Annotated in this window: 19 protein-coding genes; 6 read left to right on the forward strand and 13 right to left on the reverse strand. The window is 54.7% G+C overall.

Features of this window, described 5'->3' with window-relative positions:
* Positions 1–74 precede the first annotated feature (74 nt).
* From JMJ16_RS42940 to JMJ16_RS42950, 3 genes are all read left to right on the forward strand, one after another.
* Positions 75–1,052 carry a CapA family protein gene (locus tag JMJ16_RS42940; protein WP_201391601.1) on the forward strand — a complete coding sequence of 326 codons (978 nt, stop codon included), beginning with the start codon at positions 75–77 and terminating at the stop codon, positions 1,050–1,052.
* An 81-nt stretch (positions 1,053–1,133) separates the two neighbouring features.
* Positions 1,134–1,994, forward strand: coding sequence for an SAM-dependent methyltransferase (locus tag JMJ16_RS42945; protein WP_201391603.1), 861 nt, complete (start codon positions 1,134–1,136; stop codon positions 1,992–1,994).
* Positions 1,995–2,202: 208 nt separating this feature from the next.
* Positions 2,203–4,029 carry a heparinase II/III family protein gene (locus tag JMJ16_RS42950; RefSeq protein WP_201391606.1) on the forward strand — a complete coding sequence of 609 codons (1,827 nt, stop codon included), beginning with the start codon at positions 2,203–2,205 and terminating at the stop codon, positions 4,027–4,029.
* Positions 4,030–4,274: 245 nt separating this feature from the next.
* Here JMJ16_RS42950 and JMJ16_RS42955 read toward each other — a convergent pair whose 3' ends face one another.
* Positions 4,275–5,477, reverse strand: coding sequence for a multidrug effflux MFS transporter (locus tag JMJ16_RS42955; protein WP_236601951.1), 1,203 nt, complete (start codon positions 5,475–5,477; stop codon positions 4,275–4,277).
* A 289-nt stretch (positions 5,478–5,766) separates the two neighbouring features.
* Between JMJ16_RS42955 and JMJ16_RS42960 the strand changes: the two genes are divergently transcribed.
* On the forward strand, positions 5,767–6,663 hold the full coding sequence (locus JMJ16_RS42960) for a LysR family transcriptional regulator (protein ID WP_201391608.1): 897 nt from the start codon (positions 5,767–5,769) through the stop codon (positions 6,661–6,663).
* A 154-nt stretch (positions 6,664–6,817) separates the two neighbouring features.
* Here JMJ16_RS42960 and JMJ16_RS42965 read toward each other — a convergent pair whose 3' ends face one another.
* The 9 genes from JMJ16_RS42965 to JMJ16_RS43005 form a co-directional block, all read right to left on the reverse strand.
* On the reverse strand, positions 6,818–7,528 hold the full coding sequence (locus JMJ16_RS42965; protein WP_201391610.1) for a YIP1 family protein: 711 nt from the start codon (positions 7,526–7,528) through the stop codon (positions 6,818–6,820).
* 145 nt (positions 7,529–7,673) lie between these two features.
* Entirely contained in the window at positions 7,674–8,762 is a 1,089-nt protein-coding gene (locus tag JMJ16_RS42970) for an S-adenosylmethionine:tRNA ribosyltransferase-isomerase (RefSeq protein WP_201391611.1), read from the reverse strand.
* Positions 8,759–9,466, reverse strand: coding sequence for an SDR family oxidoreductase (locus tag JMJ16_RS42975; protein ID WP_201391612.1), 708 nt, complete (start codon positions 9,464–9,466; stop codon positions 8,759–8,761). The genes JMJ16_RS42970 and JMJ16_RS42975 overlap by 4 nt, the downstream gene beginning before the upstream one ends.
* Positions 9,467–9,603: 137 nt before the next feature.
* Complete coding sequence (locus tag JMJ16_RS42980) at positions 9,604–10,050, reverse strand: OsmC family protein (protein WP_201391613.1); 447 nt, start codon at positions 10,048–10,050, stop codon at positions 9,604–9,606.
* A 71-nt stretch (positions 10,051–10,121) separates the two neighbouring features.
* Positions 10,122–10,490 carry an ester cyclase gene (locus JMJ16_RS42985; RefSeq protein ID WP_201391614.1) on the reverse strand — a complete coding sequence of 123 codons (369 nt, stop codon included), beginning with the start codon at positions 10,488–10,490 and terminating at the stop codon, positions 10,122–10,124.
* A gap of 155 nt (positions 10,491–10,645) precedes the next feature.
* The gene (locus tag JMJ16_RS42990) at positions 10,646–11,566 is read right to left on the reverse strand and encodes a manganese catalase family protein (protein WP_201391615.1); all 921 of its coding nucleotides are present in this window, start codon (positions 11,564–11,566) and stop codon (positions 10,646–10,648) included.
* A 112-nt stretch (positions 11,567–11,678) separates the two neighbouring features.
* Positions 11,679–12,245 carry a hypothetical protein gene (locus JMJ16_RS42995; protein ID WP_201391616.1) on the reverse strand — a complete coding sequence of 189 codons (567 nt, stop codon included), beginning with the start codon at positions 12,243–12,245 and terminating at the stop codon, positions 11,679–11,681.
* Between the two features lie 43 nt (positions 12,246–12,288).
* Complete coding sequence (locus JMJ16_RS43000; RefSeq protein WP_201391617.1) at positions 12,289–13,263, reverse strand: sensor histidine kinase KdpD; 975 nt, start codon at positions 13,261–13,263, stop codon at positions 12,289–12,291.
* A 131-nt stretch (positions 13,264–13,394) separates the two neighbouring features.
* The gene (locus JMJ16_RS43005; RefSeq protein WP_201391619.1) at positions 13,395–14,012 is read right to left on the reverse strand and encodes an NUDIX domain-containing protein; all 618 of its coding nucleotides are present in this window, start codon (positions 14,010–14,012) and stop codon (positions 13,395–13,397) included.
* 616 nt (positions 14,013–14,628) lie between these two features.
* On the opposite strand from JMJ16_RS43005, the gene JMJ16_RS43010 reads away from it, so the two are divergent.
* Together JMJ16_RS43010 and JMJ16_RS43015 are read left to right on the forward strand one after the other, a co-directional pair.
* Complete coding sequence (locus JMJ16_RS43010; protein WP_236601952.1) at positions 14,629–15,516, forward strand: metal ABC transporter permease; 888 nt, start codon at positions 14,629–14,631, stop codon at positions 15,514–15,516.
* A 12-nt stretch (positions 15,517–15,528) separates the two neighbouring features.
* Positions 15,529–16,413: a metal ABC transporter permease gene (locus JMJ16_RS43015; RefSeq protein ID WP_201391623.1), complete on the forward strand. Its 885-nt coding sequence runs from the start codon at positions 15,529–15,531 to the stop codon at positions 16,411–16,413.
* A 68-nt stretch (positions 16,414–16,481) separates the two neighbouring features.
* Here the strand turns inward: JMJ16_RS43015 and JMJ16_RS43020 are convergent, their stop codons facing one another.
* The 3 genes from JMJ16_RS43020 to JMJ16_RS43030 all read right to left on the reverse strand — a co-directional run bounded on the left by JMJ16_RS43020 (position 16,482) and on the right by JMJ16_RS43030 (position 18,086).
* Positions 16,482–16,664, reverse strand: a complete 183-nt coding sequence (locus tag JMJ16_RS43020) for a hypothetical protein (protein ID WP_201391625.1) — start codon at positions 16,662–16,664, stop codon at positions 16,482–16,484.
* A 134-nt stretch (positions 16,665–16,798) separates the two neighbouring features.
* Positions 16,799–17,548 (reverse strand): hypothetical protein, encoded by a 750-nt coding sequence (locus JMJ16_RS43025; protein ID WP_201391627.1) that lies wholly within the window; start codon positions 17,546–17,548, stop codon positions 16,799–16,801.
* On the reverse strand, positions 17,541–18,086 hold the full coding sequence (locus tag JMJ16_RS43030; protein WP_201391629.1) for an RNA polymerase sigma factor: 546 nt from the start codon (positions 18,084–18,086) through the stop codon (positions 17,541–17,543). Before JMJ16_RS43030 ends, JMJ16_RS43025 begins: the two co-directional genes overlap by 8 nt.
* Positions 18,087–18,237: the final 151 nt, after the last annotated feature.

The following is an 18,237-nucleotide window of genomic DNA, read 5'->3' on the forward strand; positions in this document are numbered from 1 at the left end:
ATATAATTCAAGGGAGAGAAGGCAGTGAGAGTCAAGGCAGATTGAATGGTTCATGGCGAGGAAGGAGAAGGCATATGCGGCTTCTCTTCGTTGGCGATGTGATGCTGGGGCGGCTCATAAACCAGATTTTAATGGAAGAGCCTCCAACCTATCCGTGGGGGGATACATTATCTCTTTTCCAACAGGCAGATGTGCGCATCTGTAACCTCGAATGTGCCCTGGCGGATCATGGATCGTTCTGGAGAGCGACCCCCAAAGTATTTCACTTTCGCTCAGATGCAAAAAATGTAGAGGTCCTCAAGGCGGCTCATATTACTGCTGTGTCGCTTGCCAATAATCATGCCCTTGATTTTCATTACGAAGGATTGTTTGAGACGCTTGAAGTGGTGCGTGCTGCTGGCATTTATACCGCGGGGGCTGGTCGAAAGAAGGCTGAGGCCGCCGAAGTGGCGGTGTGGGAAGCAAAGGGGAAAAGGTTGGGGCTAATCGCGTTGACGGATAACCAGCCAGAATGGGAGGCAACTGAAGAGCTGCCCGGAGTGTGGTATGTGCCTATTGACTTGAAGGATGAGCGGGCGGGAGAACTCTTGGAGATCGTCAGGAAGGCGAAAGAGAAGGTGGACCTGCTGATCGTATCGGCTCATTGGGGACCAAACTGGGGTTATACCCCTCCAGCGGAGCAGGTCCCCTTTGCGCATGCTTTGATCGAGCAGGGAGCTGACATTGTTTTTGGCCATTCCGGTCATGTAGTGCGCGGAATCGAGCTGTACAAAGAGAGACCGATTCTGTATTGCGCTGGTGACTTTATCGATGATTACGCGGTTGATCGTATTGAGCGCAACGATCTTAGCTTCATTTTCCTGGTGGAGGTAGAGGATCAGAGGATCAGGGGGTTACGGCTCTATCCTACGGTGATTCAAGATTTTCAAGCGCGGCGGGCCTGGGATCAAGAGAGGGAGAGCGTGGTGGCGACAATGCAGAGGCTCTGTACAGAACTGCGAACATCAACCGTATGGAATGAGCAGGATGCGTTTCTAGAGATCCAGATATAAGGGCCGCTTGCCGAGAGTCTGTACTCATTGGGAGAGGAAGAGACCCTGATATGAGTTACGTTCAGAATGGAGAGAAGAGACATGAGCGATGACACTGATCAGCACCAACCAGTTCATCCCACGCCAGGTGCCTCCAACCCACTTGCTCGAACGGCAAGAGGAACGGCTGCGCTACGAGCATGTGAAAGTGAACGTAGTGATGCACTGTTCGTTGACCCGCTGGCTGCCCTACTTGCTGGAGAAAAATATGTGGCGTGGGTGAAAGGCCGACCAGGTGATCCTGGTTTCTGGCCAGTTCTGCGAACACGTTTTTTGGACGATCTGCTTGGCGACTGGATGCGAGCCACCTCGATCCGTCAGATTGTACTACTGGCGGCTGGACTGGATACTCGCGCCTATCGCCTCGCCTGGCCTCCTGAAGTGCGCCTCTTTGAGCTTGACCAGGAGGAGATCTTCAGCTACAAGGAACCCCTTCTTGCCCAGACACATGCCATTGCACAGTGCCAGCGTACTCCCTTGTCGGTCAATCTTGAAGGGTCTTGGGCCCAGGTACTGCTCGAAGCTGGTTTTGACCCAGGATGCCCTTCCATCTGGATCATTGAGGGGCTTCTCTTTTACTTGAAGGCAAGCACTGTGCTGCACATCATGGAAACCGTCTCACAGCTTGCTGCCGCTGACAGTTGGCTGAGCTTGGACATCGTCAATCAAGCAGCACTGACCTCATCGCATCAAGAACAACTCAGGCGTCAAGGAGTTGCCTGGCAGTTTGGAGTCGACGAGCCGCAACAATGGCTTCACAACTTAGGATGGGATGCCTCTGTCTCTCCTTTGGGAGAAATCGCTCTGCGGTATGGACGCTGGCCTTACGCCCCTCCGCCAGTTCGTCTAGATCCTGCAATACCTCGTACCATGTTTGTTGTCGCGCAACGACGTATGTCGTGAGAGGCTGGATTGAGACGGGCGGCAAAACGTGTGGTGCAACACTCACACCTTCAATTGATAGCTCCAGACCCACTTTCTTGCTCAAAACCCCTTCTGGCAAGGAACTGCCGACTGGACTACTCGAAAAGCATGGAGTGATCAGCAGGCGCTGGTCGATGAGCATATTTTCTGGAACCGATCAGGTAGATGATTGGAAAGGCAAGGGCACATGGCATCTTCTTTATCATCCATTTTCGGCGTGGCAACACAACAATTGCAACAACTGCTGCCCACGCGAGGTCTGGCTTTCCCTGAACTGGAGGAGGCGCGTTCAGCACGGCAGCGGCTGGAGCATGCGCCGCAAACCCAGCGTGTGCTCCGGCAGACGGAGTCCCTGCTGACCGAGATCGGGACAATCCCGCAGACCACCTATACAGCGTATCGCCTCTTTCGGGAGAGCGGGGAGCGCAGTCGCTACGAGGCCGCGTATTTTCTCAAGCGGGCACGCCTCTCCGCCGCCGCGCTGCGTCTATTCCTCGGCCAGACAGCTTTACGCGAGGTTGTACAGGATTATATCTGGAGCATCTGTGAGGAGAGCAACTGGGTGCTTCCGGCCCATGAGCGAGATATGATCGATCTCTTTGCCGCCGAAACGGGCTATTTGCTGGCCGAAACTCTCCTCCTGCTCGGCGAGACTCTTAATGAGGAGGTGCGCCAGCGGGTCCGCTCGGAGATTGAGCACAGAATTTTCGAGCCGTATCTGCGTTTCTTTCACCTGCATACCTGGTATCAGGGGGCGAGCAACTGGAATGGCGTTTGCAATAGTTCGGTCGCGGCAACCTTCCTTCTACTGGAGCCGGAGCCGGCGCGAATACAGCGCGCTCTGGAAATTGCTCTCACCGGGCTGCACACCTTTGTGGAAACGGCTTTCGCGGAAGATGGTAGCTCAAGCGAGGGGGTAGCCTACTGGCATTACGGCCTGTTCAACGTTGTGGCTCTCTCAGAGCTTTTGTACGCGTGTAGTGCTGGCCAGATCGATCTGCTCGCGGGTGAGAAGTTGAAGCTGATCGCGGCCTTTCCCGCGAAAATGCAACTCTCTGGCGCCAACTTTGCCAGCTTCGCCGATTGCGATGAACATGTTGGCTTTCATCCTGGCATCCTCACGCGCCTGGCGCTGCGTACTGGCGAGTTAACTCTCCTCAATCTGCTTACCCAGCCAGAAGAGCCGGACAATAATTGGCGCCTGCCCATGATGCTGCGCGATATCCTCTGGTGGGACGGTAGCCAGCCTGTCAGCGTTCCACCAGAGGACACTCAACTGCCAGCGGGTGGGACCGCGCGGCTGGTAACGCAAACTGAGCAGGGGGCGCCAGTCGTGTTGAGCGTCAAAGCGGGGCACAACGACGAAGAGCACAATCACAATGATGTGGGCAGCTTCCTTCTGCACGTCGCCGGCGAAAATCTGCTGACAGACCCCGGCCGGGGACTCTATTCACGGGACTACTTCGGGCCGCGTCGTTACGAGAACATTTTCGCCAATTCCTACGGGCACAGCGTCCCACGCATCGATGGCCTGTTGCAGGGTACTGGCCGTGCATTCTCCGGTGCGTTCCAGGGAAGCGTGGATGCCAGCGACTCGGATGGAGAAAAACGGATCGTGCTCGAATTTGCCGCGGCCTACCCCTGTCCAGATCTGCTTAGCGGCCGCCGGGAACTGCGCTTGATCACGCGAGGAGCCGGGGCGGGTAGTGTCTGGCTACACGACCATTTTCAGTTTGCTCAGGGAAGCCACCAGGTGGAAGAAGCCTTTATTACCTGGCTGGATTGCGAAGTCGACGGAGCCATTGCCATCCTCCACGGCCAACATCATAATCTGCGCCTGTCCATCGAACAGCCCCAGGGATTGCAATTCTGCCTGGAACACCTGGAAGGGCAGAGCCAGGCTAACCATAAAACGCGGGTACTGAAACGTCTGACCATTGCGCTGCCAGAGGGGGTAGAGGCCGATGTATATGTACGGGTAACTCATGTACAACAGCACATTGCTAGAGGCTAAGGTAGAGCTGACTTATTCCCTTCTTCATGATGCTTGGTCATTTCTAATGTATGCTCTGGAGGCTGACTCTCAACTCTTCCCTCCCTCTCCTTGCAGTATAAGGCAGGCAAGAATTATCGCGCCAGCCCAGGTAGCTGCGTACGCCAGTAGCGGCTACCTGGACCCTATAACTTGTTGGAGTACGGTATATCTTTGCGAGTCGTTTAAATGATGCTCTCGCTCCGCCTTATTGTTGGCAACAATTATTATGCCCGTGCGGGGCGGCAGAGGAGAATGAAGGTGAGCAGGGTCGCCAGGGCGAAGGCCGCGATAGAGGCTGCCATCGGCAGCGCACTCGCGCTGCCGCCGAGGCCGACCAGGGGGGCGACGACCGCGCCAATCGCCAGTTGCAAGACACCCAGCAGGGCGGCGGCACTTCCAGCCGCTCGCGTATTTGCCATCGCCAGCGTTGTCGCGTTCGGCATGATGAGACCAAGGCTGGAGGTCAGGATAAAAAAGGCTGGCAGGATGCCGATAAGCCCGATACCGCTCAGGACAACCACGAGCAGGGCCATACCCCCAAGGGCGATCATGGCGTAGCCATAGCTCAGAAGATGTTGTGAGGGAACACGGCCAACTAGCCTGGCATTGACCTGGGCCATGATGACGATACCCAGGGCATTAATACCGAAGATGATACCCAACAACTGGGGCGAGATCCCATAGATGTTCTGTAAAACAAACGGTGAGACAGAGATGTAGATGATGCAGGCGGTAAAGGCAAAGCCACAGGAGAGGGCATAGCCTACGAAGCGTCGGTCCATTAGCAATTCACGGAAGGCACTCAGGGTTGTTGTGATGCCTCCACGCTGGCGCTGGCTAACAGGCAGTGTCTCTCCAAGTCCAAGCGCCGAGACGGCGAGCAGCAGCACTGCGGCGAGTGCGAGGGTGACGAAAATGCCATGCCAGGAGGTCACTCTAAGCAGCTGACCACCAAGCAGCGGCGCGAGCATCGGAGCCAGGCCGTTGATCTGCATCAGTAGGGAGAAGAAGCGTGCCTGGGTAATTCCGCTGTACAGATCGCTGACCATCGCCAGGGCCAGCGCCACGCCAGCCGCGCCCGCTACACCCTGGATAAAGCGCAGGGGAATGAGGATTGCCATGGAAGGGGCAATGGCACAGAGTAGCGATGTGAGCACATAGACTGCGACGCCGATAAGCAAAGGCCAGCGCCTGCCCCGGGCATCGCTGATCGGTCCCGCGACTATCTGTCCCAGGGCCAGGCCAAGAATAAAGGCGCTCAGGGTCAACTGTGCCTGCGAGGTCGTCGCCGCCAAATCATGACTCAAGGTCGGAAGCGAGGGGACATACATATCATTCGCCAGCGGCCCCAGCGCTCCCAGCCCACCTAGAATCAAGACATGACGTGCCCGAATGCGTGCTGAGGGCTTCTCTCCCTGTTTCTGCATATCCACTTGAGTATCAGTAGTAGAGGGTACATTATTCTGCTCATCAGGTTGTATGGATAAAATGTTTTCAGCCATCATAGCTCCAATAGGTTATTTTCAATCTCTCACCCGTGGAGTGCTGGGAGTGTGGGAGTTGGTGCGTACGCACCAACTCCCACACTCCCAGCACTCCACGCCATCCCAGATGGTGAAGCGGATTGATCATTTATTACTTGCTTGTCAGCAGTATACTTGATTTTGTATAATGAGCGCAAATCATACTTGTCATAAACTTATGAAAGACATACATATGAACTTCTCACAGCTCCAAAGTTTTGTGGCCCTGGCTGAAACGGGCAGTTTCACGGAGGCGGCCTATACCATTAACCTGACACAATCGGCAGTAAGTCACGCGCTCTCAGCGCTTGAAAGCGAGCTGGGCGTGACGCTGCTGGAGCGTAATCGTAAGGGCGTTGTCTCGCTCTCTCGTGTTGGAGAAAAGATCCTTCCACATGTGCGCCTGCTCGTGGCCCAGGCCGAGGCGATTGAGCAAGAGGCAAAGGTAGCGCGTGGCGAGGCAGCGGGGAAGGTGCGCCTGGGAAGTATCGAATCGATGATTCCTCCGCGTTTGTTGGCTAGCATGTTGACGCGCTTTCGCGTCGCATATCCCGACATTGAAGTGGTGCTCTTTGAGGGATCCATGCACGAGGTGGGAGACTGGATCGAGCAGGGGGTTATCGATGTGGGTTTTGTGTTGCTACCCGCGCCAGGGATTGATGGAACGTTGCTAACGACTGATGAACTCTGCGTGCTACTTCCACCTGGACATCCGCTCCAGACACGCAAGACGCTTACGCCAGAAGATCTGCGCGAAGAGGGCTTTGTGATGGAGAAGACTCAATGCTCGCTGAACCTGATGCGCAGAGCTGGCTTTGTGCTAGACAAGTATAAATCGCAAATTCGCTATCAGGCTAGCGATACCGCGACGATTCTGGCCATGGTCCGTGAGGGGCTGGGCATTACCTTAATGCCACGCAAACTTCTCCCCAGTAAGCTTGAGGGTGTTGTCGCCCTCTCACTTAATCCCCCTCAGGATCTGCGGATCGGTCTCGCGGTCAAGTCGCAGGATGCAGCGCCACCAGGAGCCAAGCTCTTTATTCAGACCGCCCTGACCTGCGCCCAGGCACAGGCCGGAGCCACAGCCTGAACAGTCGTATGCGAGCGGCTCCTCTGTAACTCCTTTATGGCTTTTTATCCAGCCTCTATATAACCTATATACTATAAGGAGCGGATTCGTGTTTTGATCTCATCGTTATGGCGTTTGCATTGGCCTGTAGGGCGAGGCCCTTACATCCTAAATTTTAATGTGCCATGTGTAGCATATTCGCGATAGAGTGCGCGAGCACAGCGAGCAGGCCACAAACTGCCATGACGCCAAGGATGTAGGGGATAGCCACAGTTATGATTGACTTCTCGCGGTTCAGCCCGTGGACGCCCATGACAACCGAGGTGTTGACAAAGATGCCATAGAAGAAGAGCGCGACACTGATAATGGGCGCAAAGAAAAGCGTTGAGAAGTGCAGTGCCACAAAGACAGTGATAATGAGCGCGCCAATAAATGCCAGCGGGACCTGGTAGAGCAGCATATCGAAGCAGTGAGAGACGAAGCGCCCATGACCGCCAAAGGCCCGCGCCAGCAGGTATTGCAGGGCCGCGCCCACGAAGAACAGGAGTGGCACAAAGACGACCTTGAGGCCAAAGGCCGCGATGGTCGCGCCCACGGTTAATACATCCATAAAGCCAAAGAAGACGTTTGAGCGCGTATCGATCCCGCTGGAGGTATCTCTGAGCACACTACGCAGCAGACCAAGCGCCGCGGGAATAATCAGCAGCAAGACGAGCTGGATCCAGACCAGGCTCCAGCGCGCATACTCGGCCGCCTGGGCAAAGACATGTGGCTGCGGCGTCGTGACGGCTCTGGCATAAAAGGTGGGCAGGCGTCTCGCGGGATGCTGCCCCGCGAAGGAAGGTGGAACATTTCCGCCGGGCATATATTGAGGTTGTCGTTTCATTGCGTGTGCCTCGATTCCTCGAAAACTGATGTGACCCTGTCAGTAGCTAGCATGCCACTTTCTTTTCATTTTACCGAGCATCGAGAAGCCAAAAAGCCCTCCCGCAATGTCGTCCCCCCCAACGTCGGACTCCTCTCCTGCCGCCTTATGGCAGCAGGAGATGCAGGTCGCCAAACTCATGCCAGAGGTATTGCTCTTGCAACGCTGCAGCATAGGTCTTCCGCAAATGCTCACGACCGGCCAGCGCTTCGAGCATAAGCAAGTGCGAGGCACGCGGCTCATGTAGACCTGTAAGCAAGGCGTTGATCGCTCGCAGGCCACGCTGTGGCGTGATCACCAGGCGTGTCCATCCCTCCCCCGGATGCGTGACACCATCTACGTCCGTGACGGTCTCCAAAGCGCGTACAACCGTCGTGCCCACCGCGACGACACGTTTATGGTTAATGTGAGCAGCATTTATAGATCTGGCGGTTTCTACAGGCACACGATAGTATTCTTCATATGGTGGCTCATGCTCCTCCAGGCTCGAAACGCCGGTATGGAGCAGCAGGGGCACAATCTGAATTCCGTGAGCAACCAGGCGCGCGATGAGTTCAGGCGTAAAGGCGCGCCCCGCCGAGGGCATCTCGGCACTTCCATACTCTGTCGCGTAGACCGTCTGATAGTACTCAAGCGGCCAGGCTTCGGGCACATAGTTATAGCGAATGGGGAAGCCATAGCGCGCGAGATATTCCTGAAGTGGTGAAGCAAGCTCAAGGGTCGCGATCCAGAGCCGTTGCCTGGCTGGTTGGAGCCTCCCTTCTCCGGCGCTGTATGGCGTGAGCAGGTGCAGCGAGGCTCCTCCTGGCAGCGGCACCCGTTCGCCAGCCCGCATCTCAGAGAACGGGAACGTTTGCTCTTCCCGTTTGAGGCGAACCTCAACGATCCACAGATTGGCGGGCAAATGTGTCGAGAGGTGGACTTCCAAGGGAGTGCCGTCCGCGCGGGTCGCGCTGAGCGCGGCATTCATCGTTCCGCTGGTATTGACGACGAGCAGGTCGCCTGGCTCCAGAAAGTGCTCTATCTCACGGAAGCGGTCATGAATAATATGGTCATTGGCGCGATACGAGACCATCAGGCGCACCTCGTCGCGCGCCAGGCCGCGAGCCTCAGGCGGCCTGGTCGCCTCAAGCTCGGCTGGCAACACGAAATCAAGCGATGCGTCTAACGCTGTCCAGATGGGTAAGCTGGTCATGAGTGTGCGTCCTTCCCTGGCAGGGCACGTGCCTGATAGCGACCACTGGGATAGTCGCCCTTGATGAGTTGAAGCAGGCCCGGGATGCTTTCCTCTGGTAGCGGACGATCAGAGATGTCCTCGCCTGGGAAGGCCTCCTGGTGCATCTGGGTGCGCATATCGCCGGGATCGACCCAGTAAATACGCCAGGCCTCCTGCTCAGCCGCCAGGATATGTGAGAGTTGCTCCAACGCAGCCTTGCTTGAGCCATAGCCACCCCAGCCCGCGTAATTCTCGATGGCAGCATCACTGGTGATATTGAGAATCCTGGCCCCTGGCTGTAAAGAATGCTGGAGCGTTTGCAGCAGTGCCAGGGGGGCGATGACATTGGTGCGGTAGACCTGTTCCAGCGTCTCAAGTGGATACTGCAGCAGCTGAGGTTGAGGGCTGGGTCCCAGGATGCTGGCATTGTTGACGAGGACATTGAGAGAACCAATTGTGTGTAGCGCGTCGGCGAGCGCCTGGCGATGTGCAGCGTCTGTGATATCTCCGGCGATAGCAATTACCTGCGTCTCGCGAGCAAGCTTCTGGCGAGCAGCCTCCAGGGCCTCATCTCCACGCGCATCAATAATCAGGTTCCACTGCTCTTTCGCAAGCTGGCGAGCTAAAGCGAGGCCCAGTCCTCTTGATGCTCCCGTAATCAGAGCGGTTTGTGTATGTGGCATGCGAGTTTCTCTCTTTCAGTCGTACGTTCTTTGTTTTCTCTGCTCGTACTGTACCTGAAAAAGATGCGCTGCGGATTGTGCAAGAGGACAGAAAGCCTTAGTCCCTTTGGACAGGTTGACTTCTCCTGGTCAAAAAATCATAGCGCAGGAAGCTGCGCCTCTGGCTCAGATGCCTCGTGAATTTGAAAGGTGTGCTTGATTGCGGCACTCTTTCCAAGCATGATATTGACGCCGCAGTAGTTGGTTGTATCCAGCTCAATGGCGCGCTGGATGCTCTCCGGGCGTAAACTGATGCCAGTAAAGATATGCTCGACGGTAATATCGGTAAATATCTTGGGATCTTGCTCGGCACGCTCGCCATGGACGCGGATCTCGTAATGGGTGACATCCTGGCGCATCTTGCGCAGAATCGAGAGGATGCCAATGCCAGCGCAGCCAGCCAGCGCTCCGAGTAGCGCCTCCATGGGGCTGGGACCCTGGTCTTCTTCTACTGAGCTTAAAACGATGCGATGCTCGCTGCCAGAGTCAATGGTAAAGGTGCTGGTGCCGGTACTTTGAGCACGCACGGATAATGGTTTGGTCATTGTCCCCTCCTTGGAGTGCAGATAAATATCACTGATCTCTTGCTATGGTATACCTTGCAAGGTGACCGATGTCAATCATTTGGGAGCAAATCTCCGCCCTCATTCCACTCCCCCTGAATTTTTCCCTGACTGATATGGAAGATCTGGATCAGGCTTCGATACACCGCTTTCTTGCTCTCGGCATGCGTGCCCCGCCAGCTTGTGCGTATCACAACTCTGTCGCCCTCGGCGACCAGGTCATCGATAGTGATACGCAAATCAGGAATGGCATCATATAATGTTGCAAAATACGCCCGCACGCCTTCTGGCCCCACAGTCTGCTCAGGCGTTGAGTGGTCCACAAAACTTTCGGTGAAGACTTGCTCTATCCCTGCCAGGTCTTTTTCATTGAAAGCCTTGTAGAGCGCAAGCATCATTTTTTTATTCTCTGCCACTGACATGGTGTAGGCCTTTCCTGATAGTTCTTCTATTGATAGTTCTTTTATTGATAATTGTGTATGGGGATTAACCGCTTGCAAAAAGAGACTATCCCGATCACTGTAATCAAACAGAGCCAGAATAGTCTCTAGTATATACTAAAGGACGGGAGGTTGTCCTACTTCAACTTACTCACTTGCTCAACCAGTTCCATAATCTCAGGTGTCAGGCCGGGAGAGAACTCTTCTGGCCGCTCAGGACCGGGCGTAAAAGGGACACCTTCAGGTGGTTTCTCGGGTACCTCCAGTGGTCCGCCGGTAACAGAGGGCGCCAGCCCCTGAAAGACCTTGGCCATCTCAGAGCCATCAAGCCGCCAGTGATACTGCTGATTATGAAGACCCTTCTCCATAAGCGTGCGTACTTCGGGAAACTTGGTGGCATCGAAGTTTGGGATGGGAAGGACTTTCCCCCAGTTGATACCCAGCGATTCCAGGGCCTTGGCGTAAACGTTCTCATGCGCGTGATCGCGTACAATCAGGTAAGAGATGGTGGAGCGTGCCGTCTTATTATCGGTCATTTCATACATACGGCATTTCTGTAAACGCCCCGTTGCCTCCAGCATCAAATTGTAGAGGAGATCGAGCGTGAGATTCCCACTATTGTAGACATATGAGCCAGACCAGGGATTGCCCGCGGCATCAATAGGCATCGCCCCCTGTGAGGCCACCAGGAAGTGGTGAATATTTCCCTGGTGCAGGGCCATATTTAAAGGCGTGGAGCCATTCTGTCCAGGCACGTTTTGGGTCGCGGCGCCGAACACGCCCCCTTTCGCCTTATAGCCAGGCGCGCCATCTACGAGGCGGTTGATGGTGGTCGCGATCAACTCCACATGGCTAATTTCCTCTATCCCGACTCCCTGAATCAAATCGAGGTAGGGTTTGGCTTTGCCGCGGAAGTTAAAGCTCTGGAAGAGGTACTGCATCATCGTGCGCATCTCACCAAATTGCCCGCCCAGACCTTCCTGCAATGCATTTGCCGCAGCGGGATCAGGCTCGTCAGGAACGATCTCATTGATCAGCTTTTGAACGTGAAAAAACATGCAGTTTTCTCCTTTGCACATGACCACTCTGTATTACACATCGTTGTATGTCTCGGTCATTGTGCTAACACGTTCAAGCAATGGAGCGGCGTTACAAATTTTTTGTGGATGACTACTTCCCGGAACAACCTTCTTCAATAGGCGAGATACCCATATGAAGCAATTCTTTCCTGGTAAGTTCCTGTTGATCTCCCAAACGATAGTAATGGGCCGGGCCTGGCGTTTGTCCTTCTGGCAGGTTTGCGGGATTGTTCGCGATTAGTGGATAGAGCGGGTCAGGTTCAAATATATAGCGCGCATGATAAAGCAGGCACGGCCATGAATCCTCCTCCCAGTTCTCATTTCCATTCCCTATAAATTTTTGCTTTTTGAAGGCGAAGACTCCTTGTTCGCATGTGACGGTCGCGTTGAACGAAGCAAGGGTCTGGATAGGCGTGCTATAAGCCGAATCCAGAGGCTCATACACTTTTATGCCAAAGAAATACAGCAGGGCCGAGTTCCGAGTCAGGGTCTGAATCGAAAAACGGCCTTTGGCATGCACATTGATACTCTGAGCAGAAGCCAGCATTTCAACCGTTTCTGAAGCAGAAAAGTTCAGGAAATGCCCTTGATAGGTACAGAAGGGCCTGGTAGCAAAATGACCGGGAATTGGCAACGGTTCAACGCTCGCTCTCGGCATAGATTTCTCCTTGTTTTATGTTATGGCCTTTGATAGAGGAGGCTTAGCTTTCCTGCTGGGCCAGGGGCAAGGTAAACCAGAAAAGTGATCCCTCGCCTGGTACGCTATGTACCCCTATTGCCCCCTGCTGGCGCTCAATAAGGGCGCGGAAGAGGAAGAGGCCCAGGCCCAGGCCTACGGAGGAGCCATCCTGTACCTCAATCCCTTTGACGCGATAGGAGATATCCCAGATATTCTCCAGTTCATCCGCAGGAATACCGGTGCCATAGTCCTGAACCTGGACCTGGGCCATGCGCAATGCCTCTCTCTCTTCTATGGTCAGCATCACTTTGACCGGTCGATCTGGCATGGAGTATTTCATCGCGTTACTCAGCAATGCATTCAGGGCTTGCTCCACACGTTCGGGGTCGGCGTGAATGGTAATTTGAGACTCCTCCTCTGGCACTGTCAAGTCAATTACACGATCCATCTCATGCGTATTCTGAACCGCATTCTGTACAATCTGTACCAGGTTGCAGGGGCGCATGACGATAGAGATCTTGCCTGACTGAACGCGTGAGACATCCAGGAGATCGCTAATCATTTTATCCTGCTCGTTTACACGGTAGACAATGTAGTCAAGCGGTTGCTGAAGGCGTTCGAGATCAGCGCCAAGCGTGGACACGTCGATCTGTTCCTGTTGTCTGACCTTACGCCGAAGTTTCTCCAGACGTCGCAGGGCAAGCTGGGCATTGCCTTTGATCGTGGTCAGGGGGGTGCGTAGTTCGTGCCCAGCGGCACTGATAAAGGAATCGAAGCGTTTACGCGTTTTGAGCAGGGCCTGCTCTAGCTGCTGGATCGTCTCTGCCTCGGGTGACGAGCCGCTTTCCGCTTCCGGGACAGCAGGCTCTATCTTCGCCTGAAGCGCTAACTTCTCTTGAGGATGCTGCGGATATTGGTGTATATTATGTGCTTGAGAAGCATCTGAACTGCCCATTATTCCCTCGTATTCGTTTCTGTGTTCTGGCTCCTCGACCATGATAACTCTCTCATGCCATCCCTATCCACTATGGACTCCTCTATAGTGCTGAGCTAACGGATTATTTCTTCGATCCGTCTAAGGATCCTGCAATGCAATAGCACGAACATCCGTGGCAAGAAGTTTCGCTTCTAGCTGCCTGCATAGCGATGAAGCGCCTGCATCAATTGCTTTGCGTATGTTGGCGAATGGGGGCAGAGATCCTGTGCCTCTATCTTGACGACCGGCCCTTCAGTAAATGAGTAGAGACAGCTTCGCCCCTCAATCGCCCTGGTCTTCCCCTGGAAGAGCGCTTCAAGTTGTGTGGATTCTACCGCGATCATGTCCGCAACCTCTTCCTGTTGCAGGAGAAAACGTGGAGTTAGTGCCCGGTAGTGATACAGGTAGACATGACAAAACTCGCGATCAATAAACTGATCAATTTCAATCGTGCTCGGGATGACTCCAACAGGGAGCAACTCATGATACGCAATCGTTATCCCCACCTCCTCCGCAACCTCACGAACCCCATCCCTGACCGTCTCGCCCGCGAGCAAGTGACCCGCGGCTGTAATATCGAGTTTGAGAGGAAAATCTTTCTTTGAAGCCGCCCGCCGCTGAAAGAGAAGATATGTGTGCACACCCTCCTGGCGAAAAAACCAGCAATGGAAAGTCTCATGCCAGTGTCCCTGCTGATGGACCACGGCCCGCGGCAGTGTCCCCAGGGGTTGCCTCTGTTCGTCGTAAATAGCGAGGATTTCTTGCTCCACCTCACCCTCCTGAATTTCATCAATAAATGCTGTATCCCCACTATAGCACAAAAAAGAGGAGTAAACTGTCTGATTTGGGGACAACTTTCCTGCCTCTCATTGCTTATAAAAACCGCCGGATGAGAGTCTGTGGCGATGGTTGACTTCGCCAGCCGTCGCCACAGACTCTCATCCTTTGCGGAGCACCGCGGGTGCTGTGGATGAAGGAGAAGGAGTAGTTCCTAAGGAAGGGGAAAAAGGAGGGCATGGAGAAGATAGACAAAGAACCGCTAGTGCCCACAGTATCAGTTCCCGCCATCTCCTCGCGAAACACACCTCATTTATATAGTCGCACGAAAGCCAATTTTGTTACACTCTGACAAATATTCTCCTTAATTTGGGTAGTGAATATGGTGCGTGCTGGTGGCCGCAGGCCACCAGCACGCACCATATTCACTACCCAGGCGAGCGCCGTAGGCGCGAGAGGTATGTTGAGACACGATATCACTATGTTGACAGTGCTTTGAACTCTATGCTATGCTGTAGCAAACGATACACAGTATCAATTTATATGTGCGCTAGTAGAGAAGGCGCAGTTTCGGGGATAGGTTGGCAAGGAAAGGGCCTGCTACAAACCATGCTTGATATATTCACCTATGCTTTTATCCAGAATGCCTTCCTGGCTGGAACCTGCGTTGCGATCATGGCCGCGCTTGTGGGGTATTTCCTGGTTGTACGCGGCCTGACCTTTGCGGGTCACGCACTCTCTCATATTGGTTTCGCGGGGGCCGCAGGAGCCGTCTTACTCGGGATTGACCCCATCTTCGGGCTGCTTGCCTTTACGGTTGGCTCGGGCATCGGCATTGGTCTCCTGGGCAAGGAGTTACGCGAGCGAGATGTGGCCATTGGCGTCATTATGACCCTGGCCCTGGCGCTTGGTATCCTCTTCCTCTCACTCTATAAAGGATACGCGGAACGCGCCTACAGCATTCTCTTTGGTACCATTCTGGGAATTAGTCAGTTCGATGTACAGACCAATGTCCTCTTCTGCCTGCTCTGCCTGGCACTCATTGCCCTGCTCTTCAGACCCCTGCTCTTTAGCTCGTTCGATCCTGAAGTCGCACAGACGCGAGGCGTTCCGGTACGCCTGCTGGGTGTGCTCTTCCTTATTATTGTGGCCATCACCATCTCGATCTCCGTCAAGGTTGTGGGCATCCTCCTGATCTTTACTCTGCTAGTGGGGCCTGCCGCGACGGCCATCCGCATCGTGCATTCGCCTGTCAAGGCGATCCTCCTGGCCTGCCTCCTGAGCGTAGGCTATACCTGGCTGGCCATCTTCCTAGCGGCTCTGACACCGTGGCCTGTGAGCTTCTTTATCACGGCCCTGGCCTTCATCGTCTACCTACCAGTACGCCTGCTCTCGCCGCTCTGGCTAGGGAAACGTGGGCGCGAAGACGCTCTAGAGGAGTCGTTGGCAAGCGATGAGCATGCAGCCGAAATGCAGCTTAGCGGTTCATCACATTAAGGGGAGAGCGAGATGTCAGCATTACTTCAATTGTTTCAGCTCTATCAGAACCAGGAATTTGTGCGTAACGCCTTCCTGGCGGGAACGGTCGTCTCCATCATTACGGCGGTTATTGGCTATTTTGTGGTCCTGCGCTCGCAGTCCTTCGCGGGCCACGCCCTCTCCCATGTCGGTTTTGCCGGGGCCACGGGCGCGGCTCTGCTCGGGCTAAGCTCGCTCATGGGTATGTTCCTCTTTACGGTCCTGGCAGCCCTCGGGATGGGCATCTTTGATAAGCGCCTGCGCGGTCGCGATATCGAGACCGGGATGGTGCTTTCCTTCGCCCTCGGGCTGGGCGTGCTCTTCTTGAACCTGTATACCCAGTACGCAACCCAGACGGTTGGTGTGCTCTTTGGCTCGCTTTTAAGCGTCTCGACGAGCGATGTCCTGGTGACGCTGATCTCGGGCGTCATTGCCCTGATCATTCTGGCGGCCATCTTCCGTCCCCTGATGTTTAGCTCGATTGATCCCGATGTCGCGCAGGCACGGGGTGTGCCGGTACGCCTGCTCTCCATCGTTTTTCTCCTGCTTATTGCCATTACGGTCTCGGAGGCTGTACAGGTCGTGGGAGTCCTGCTGGTCTTCGCGCTCTTGATTGTGCCTGCCGCGGTCGCGCACCAGTTGACTAATCGGCCTATGATAGCCTTGCTTCTCTCGATTCTCCTGGGGCTGCTCTTTACCTGGGCGGGATTGCTCCTGGCTCTGGTGGGGCACTGGCCCGTCAGCTTCTATATTGCCGCACTCTCCTCCATATCCTATCTTATTGTCGCAGGCTATAAGCGCTTACGCACACCTGCGCGCTATCAGCCTCAGCCTCATCCCAGCCGCGAGTGCATAGGTGAACATACAGCCGTCTGAATAACCCACCCAGCCCCGGATGCTGGTGCCCGCATATCATTAGCGGCAAGGCAAGCGGCAGCGTCGGGCTATTCTGCTTCCGCAACAGACCTCAAATAGCGGTTTCTGGAGAGGAGAAGATTTTTCATATAACGGGTGAGGACGAGAGTTTCAGCCAGGCGCCCAAGGAAGCCCAATGGGGCACTGAACGTAAAAATATCTATCATAAGTGTTCCAGAGGGTTGCGGAGCAAACTCATGAATATGCTTCATTTCCTGAAAGGCTCCTTGAAGCATCTCATCGGATACGCCCTGGAGTACCATTACCTCCTCCTGGGCCATAACCGCTACTGGCGTACGCGGCTATTCCTCCAGAGCGGAGAGTAGCCGCGTACGCCAGTAGTAGGCTACCTCACCGCGAAGTAGAGGCGATAGGCGAGCTGGTCGTTCCAGTACAACTCGATCTTTCCAGAGAGGACGACTGAATAGCTGAGGCTGATATACCCATGCTTATTCTGGTTGGCCTCAATAGCGGTCTCTTGCGCCTTGTCCTGGATACCATTTGTAAATACCTTGACGGCTATCTTCCCCGCGTTCTCTTTGGTCGAGATGTTATAGATCACATAGAACACGGTTCCACGGGCAAAGACCTGATGCTTGTCCAGGGCGATATGGCTGTTAGGATCGATATGCGATGTAGTGGTAGCAGAGGTAATAATGCTCGCACCAGGACCAACCTCGGAGGGACCAGGATCAGGAATATGCGTAGCGATGGCGGTTGGTATGGGAGCTTTCGAGCCAACCATTGCTGACTGATGCTTTGGCCCAAAGAGAAGAAGCGCGCCGCCAACAAGCGCGGCGACAATGAGCACGGCGGCAATAGAGCTCAATACACGTGTCAGGCGGCTCCAACCCGCCTTCTTCGATGAAACATCCATGATAGTTTTCCTTTTTCGTTGTATAGGTAACTCCTTGATAGAGCTGGTTCTTTTTTTCTGTTGCGCCTGCTGCAAGCGTGCCTCCAGGCGTTCCTGGACGCGCCAGAGCGATTCCCTGTTGGCGTGGGCATAGGGGCGATAGCTGCGTTGTACCTCTTCGAGCAGGTTATGATCGCCGGGTTCCCAAGTCGCAAAGAAGTCCTGTTCGTTGTCAGACATTACCTGCTCCTTCCTGTCTCTTTCCACTATAGGCGCCACGCAAGACCTTGAGCGCACGATGCAGGATCATGCGGACAGCGGCCTCGCTCTTGGCGACAATCTGCGCGATCTCGCTATAACTTAGCTCATGCCCAAAGCGTAATTGCAGAATCTCGCGCTGCTGCTCCGGCAGCTCTCGCATGAGCGTATAGAGCTGCGCGTACTCCTCGCGGCGCAGGGCCACCTGCTCTGGCTGTCGCTCATCGCGCTCATAGAGCATCTCCTCGACGTTCGCCAGGGGAACGCTGGGATGCCTGGTGAAGTGGCGGAAGTGATCAGCCACCTTGTGGTGCGCCACGGACCAGATATAGGCGCGCACTAAATGCTCGTCCTCTTGTAGGGCCGGACCTTTCTCGACTAGCGCCAGAAATACCTCCAGTAACAAGTCTTCGGCATCCTCGCGCGAACCAACCTGGCGCATCAGGTAGGCGAATACGGCGGGCGCGTAGCGCTGGTAGAGCGCGATTGACTGTTCTTGTGCCCGGGCTGGTTGATGCATGCATTACTCCACATTTGAGATCTCGCCAGTATATTCGCAAATAACGTTGTTTTGTAACAGGCCCGCTACTGGCGTACGCGGCTACTTCTCCAGAGCAGATAGTAGCCGCGTACGCCAGTAGCGGGCGATAGCATGATACAATATGGCCGAG

Source organism: Ktedonobacter sp. SOSP1-52 (assembly GCF_016587395.1).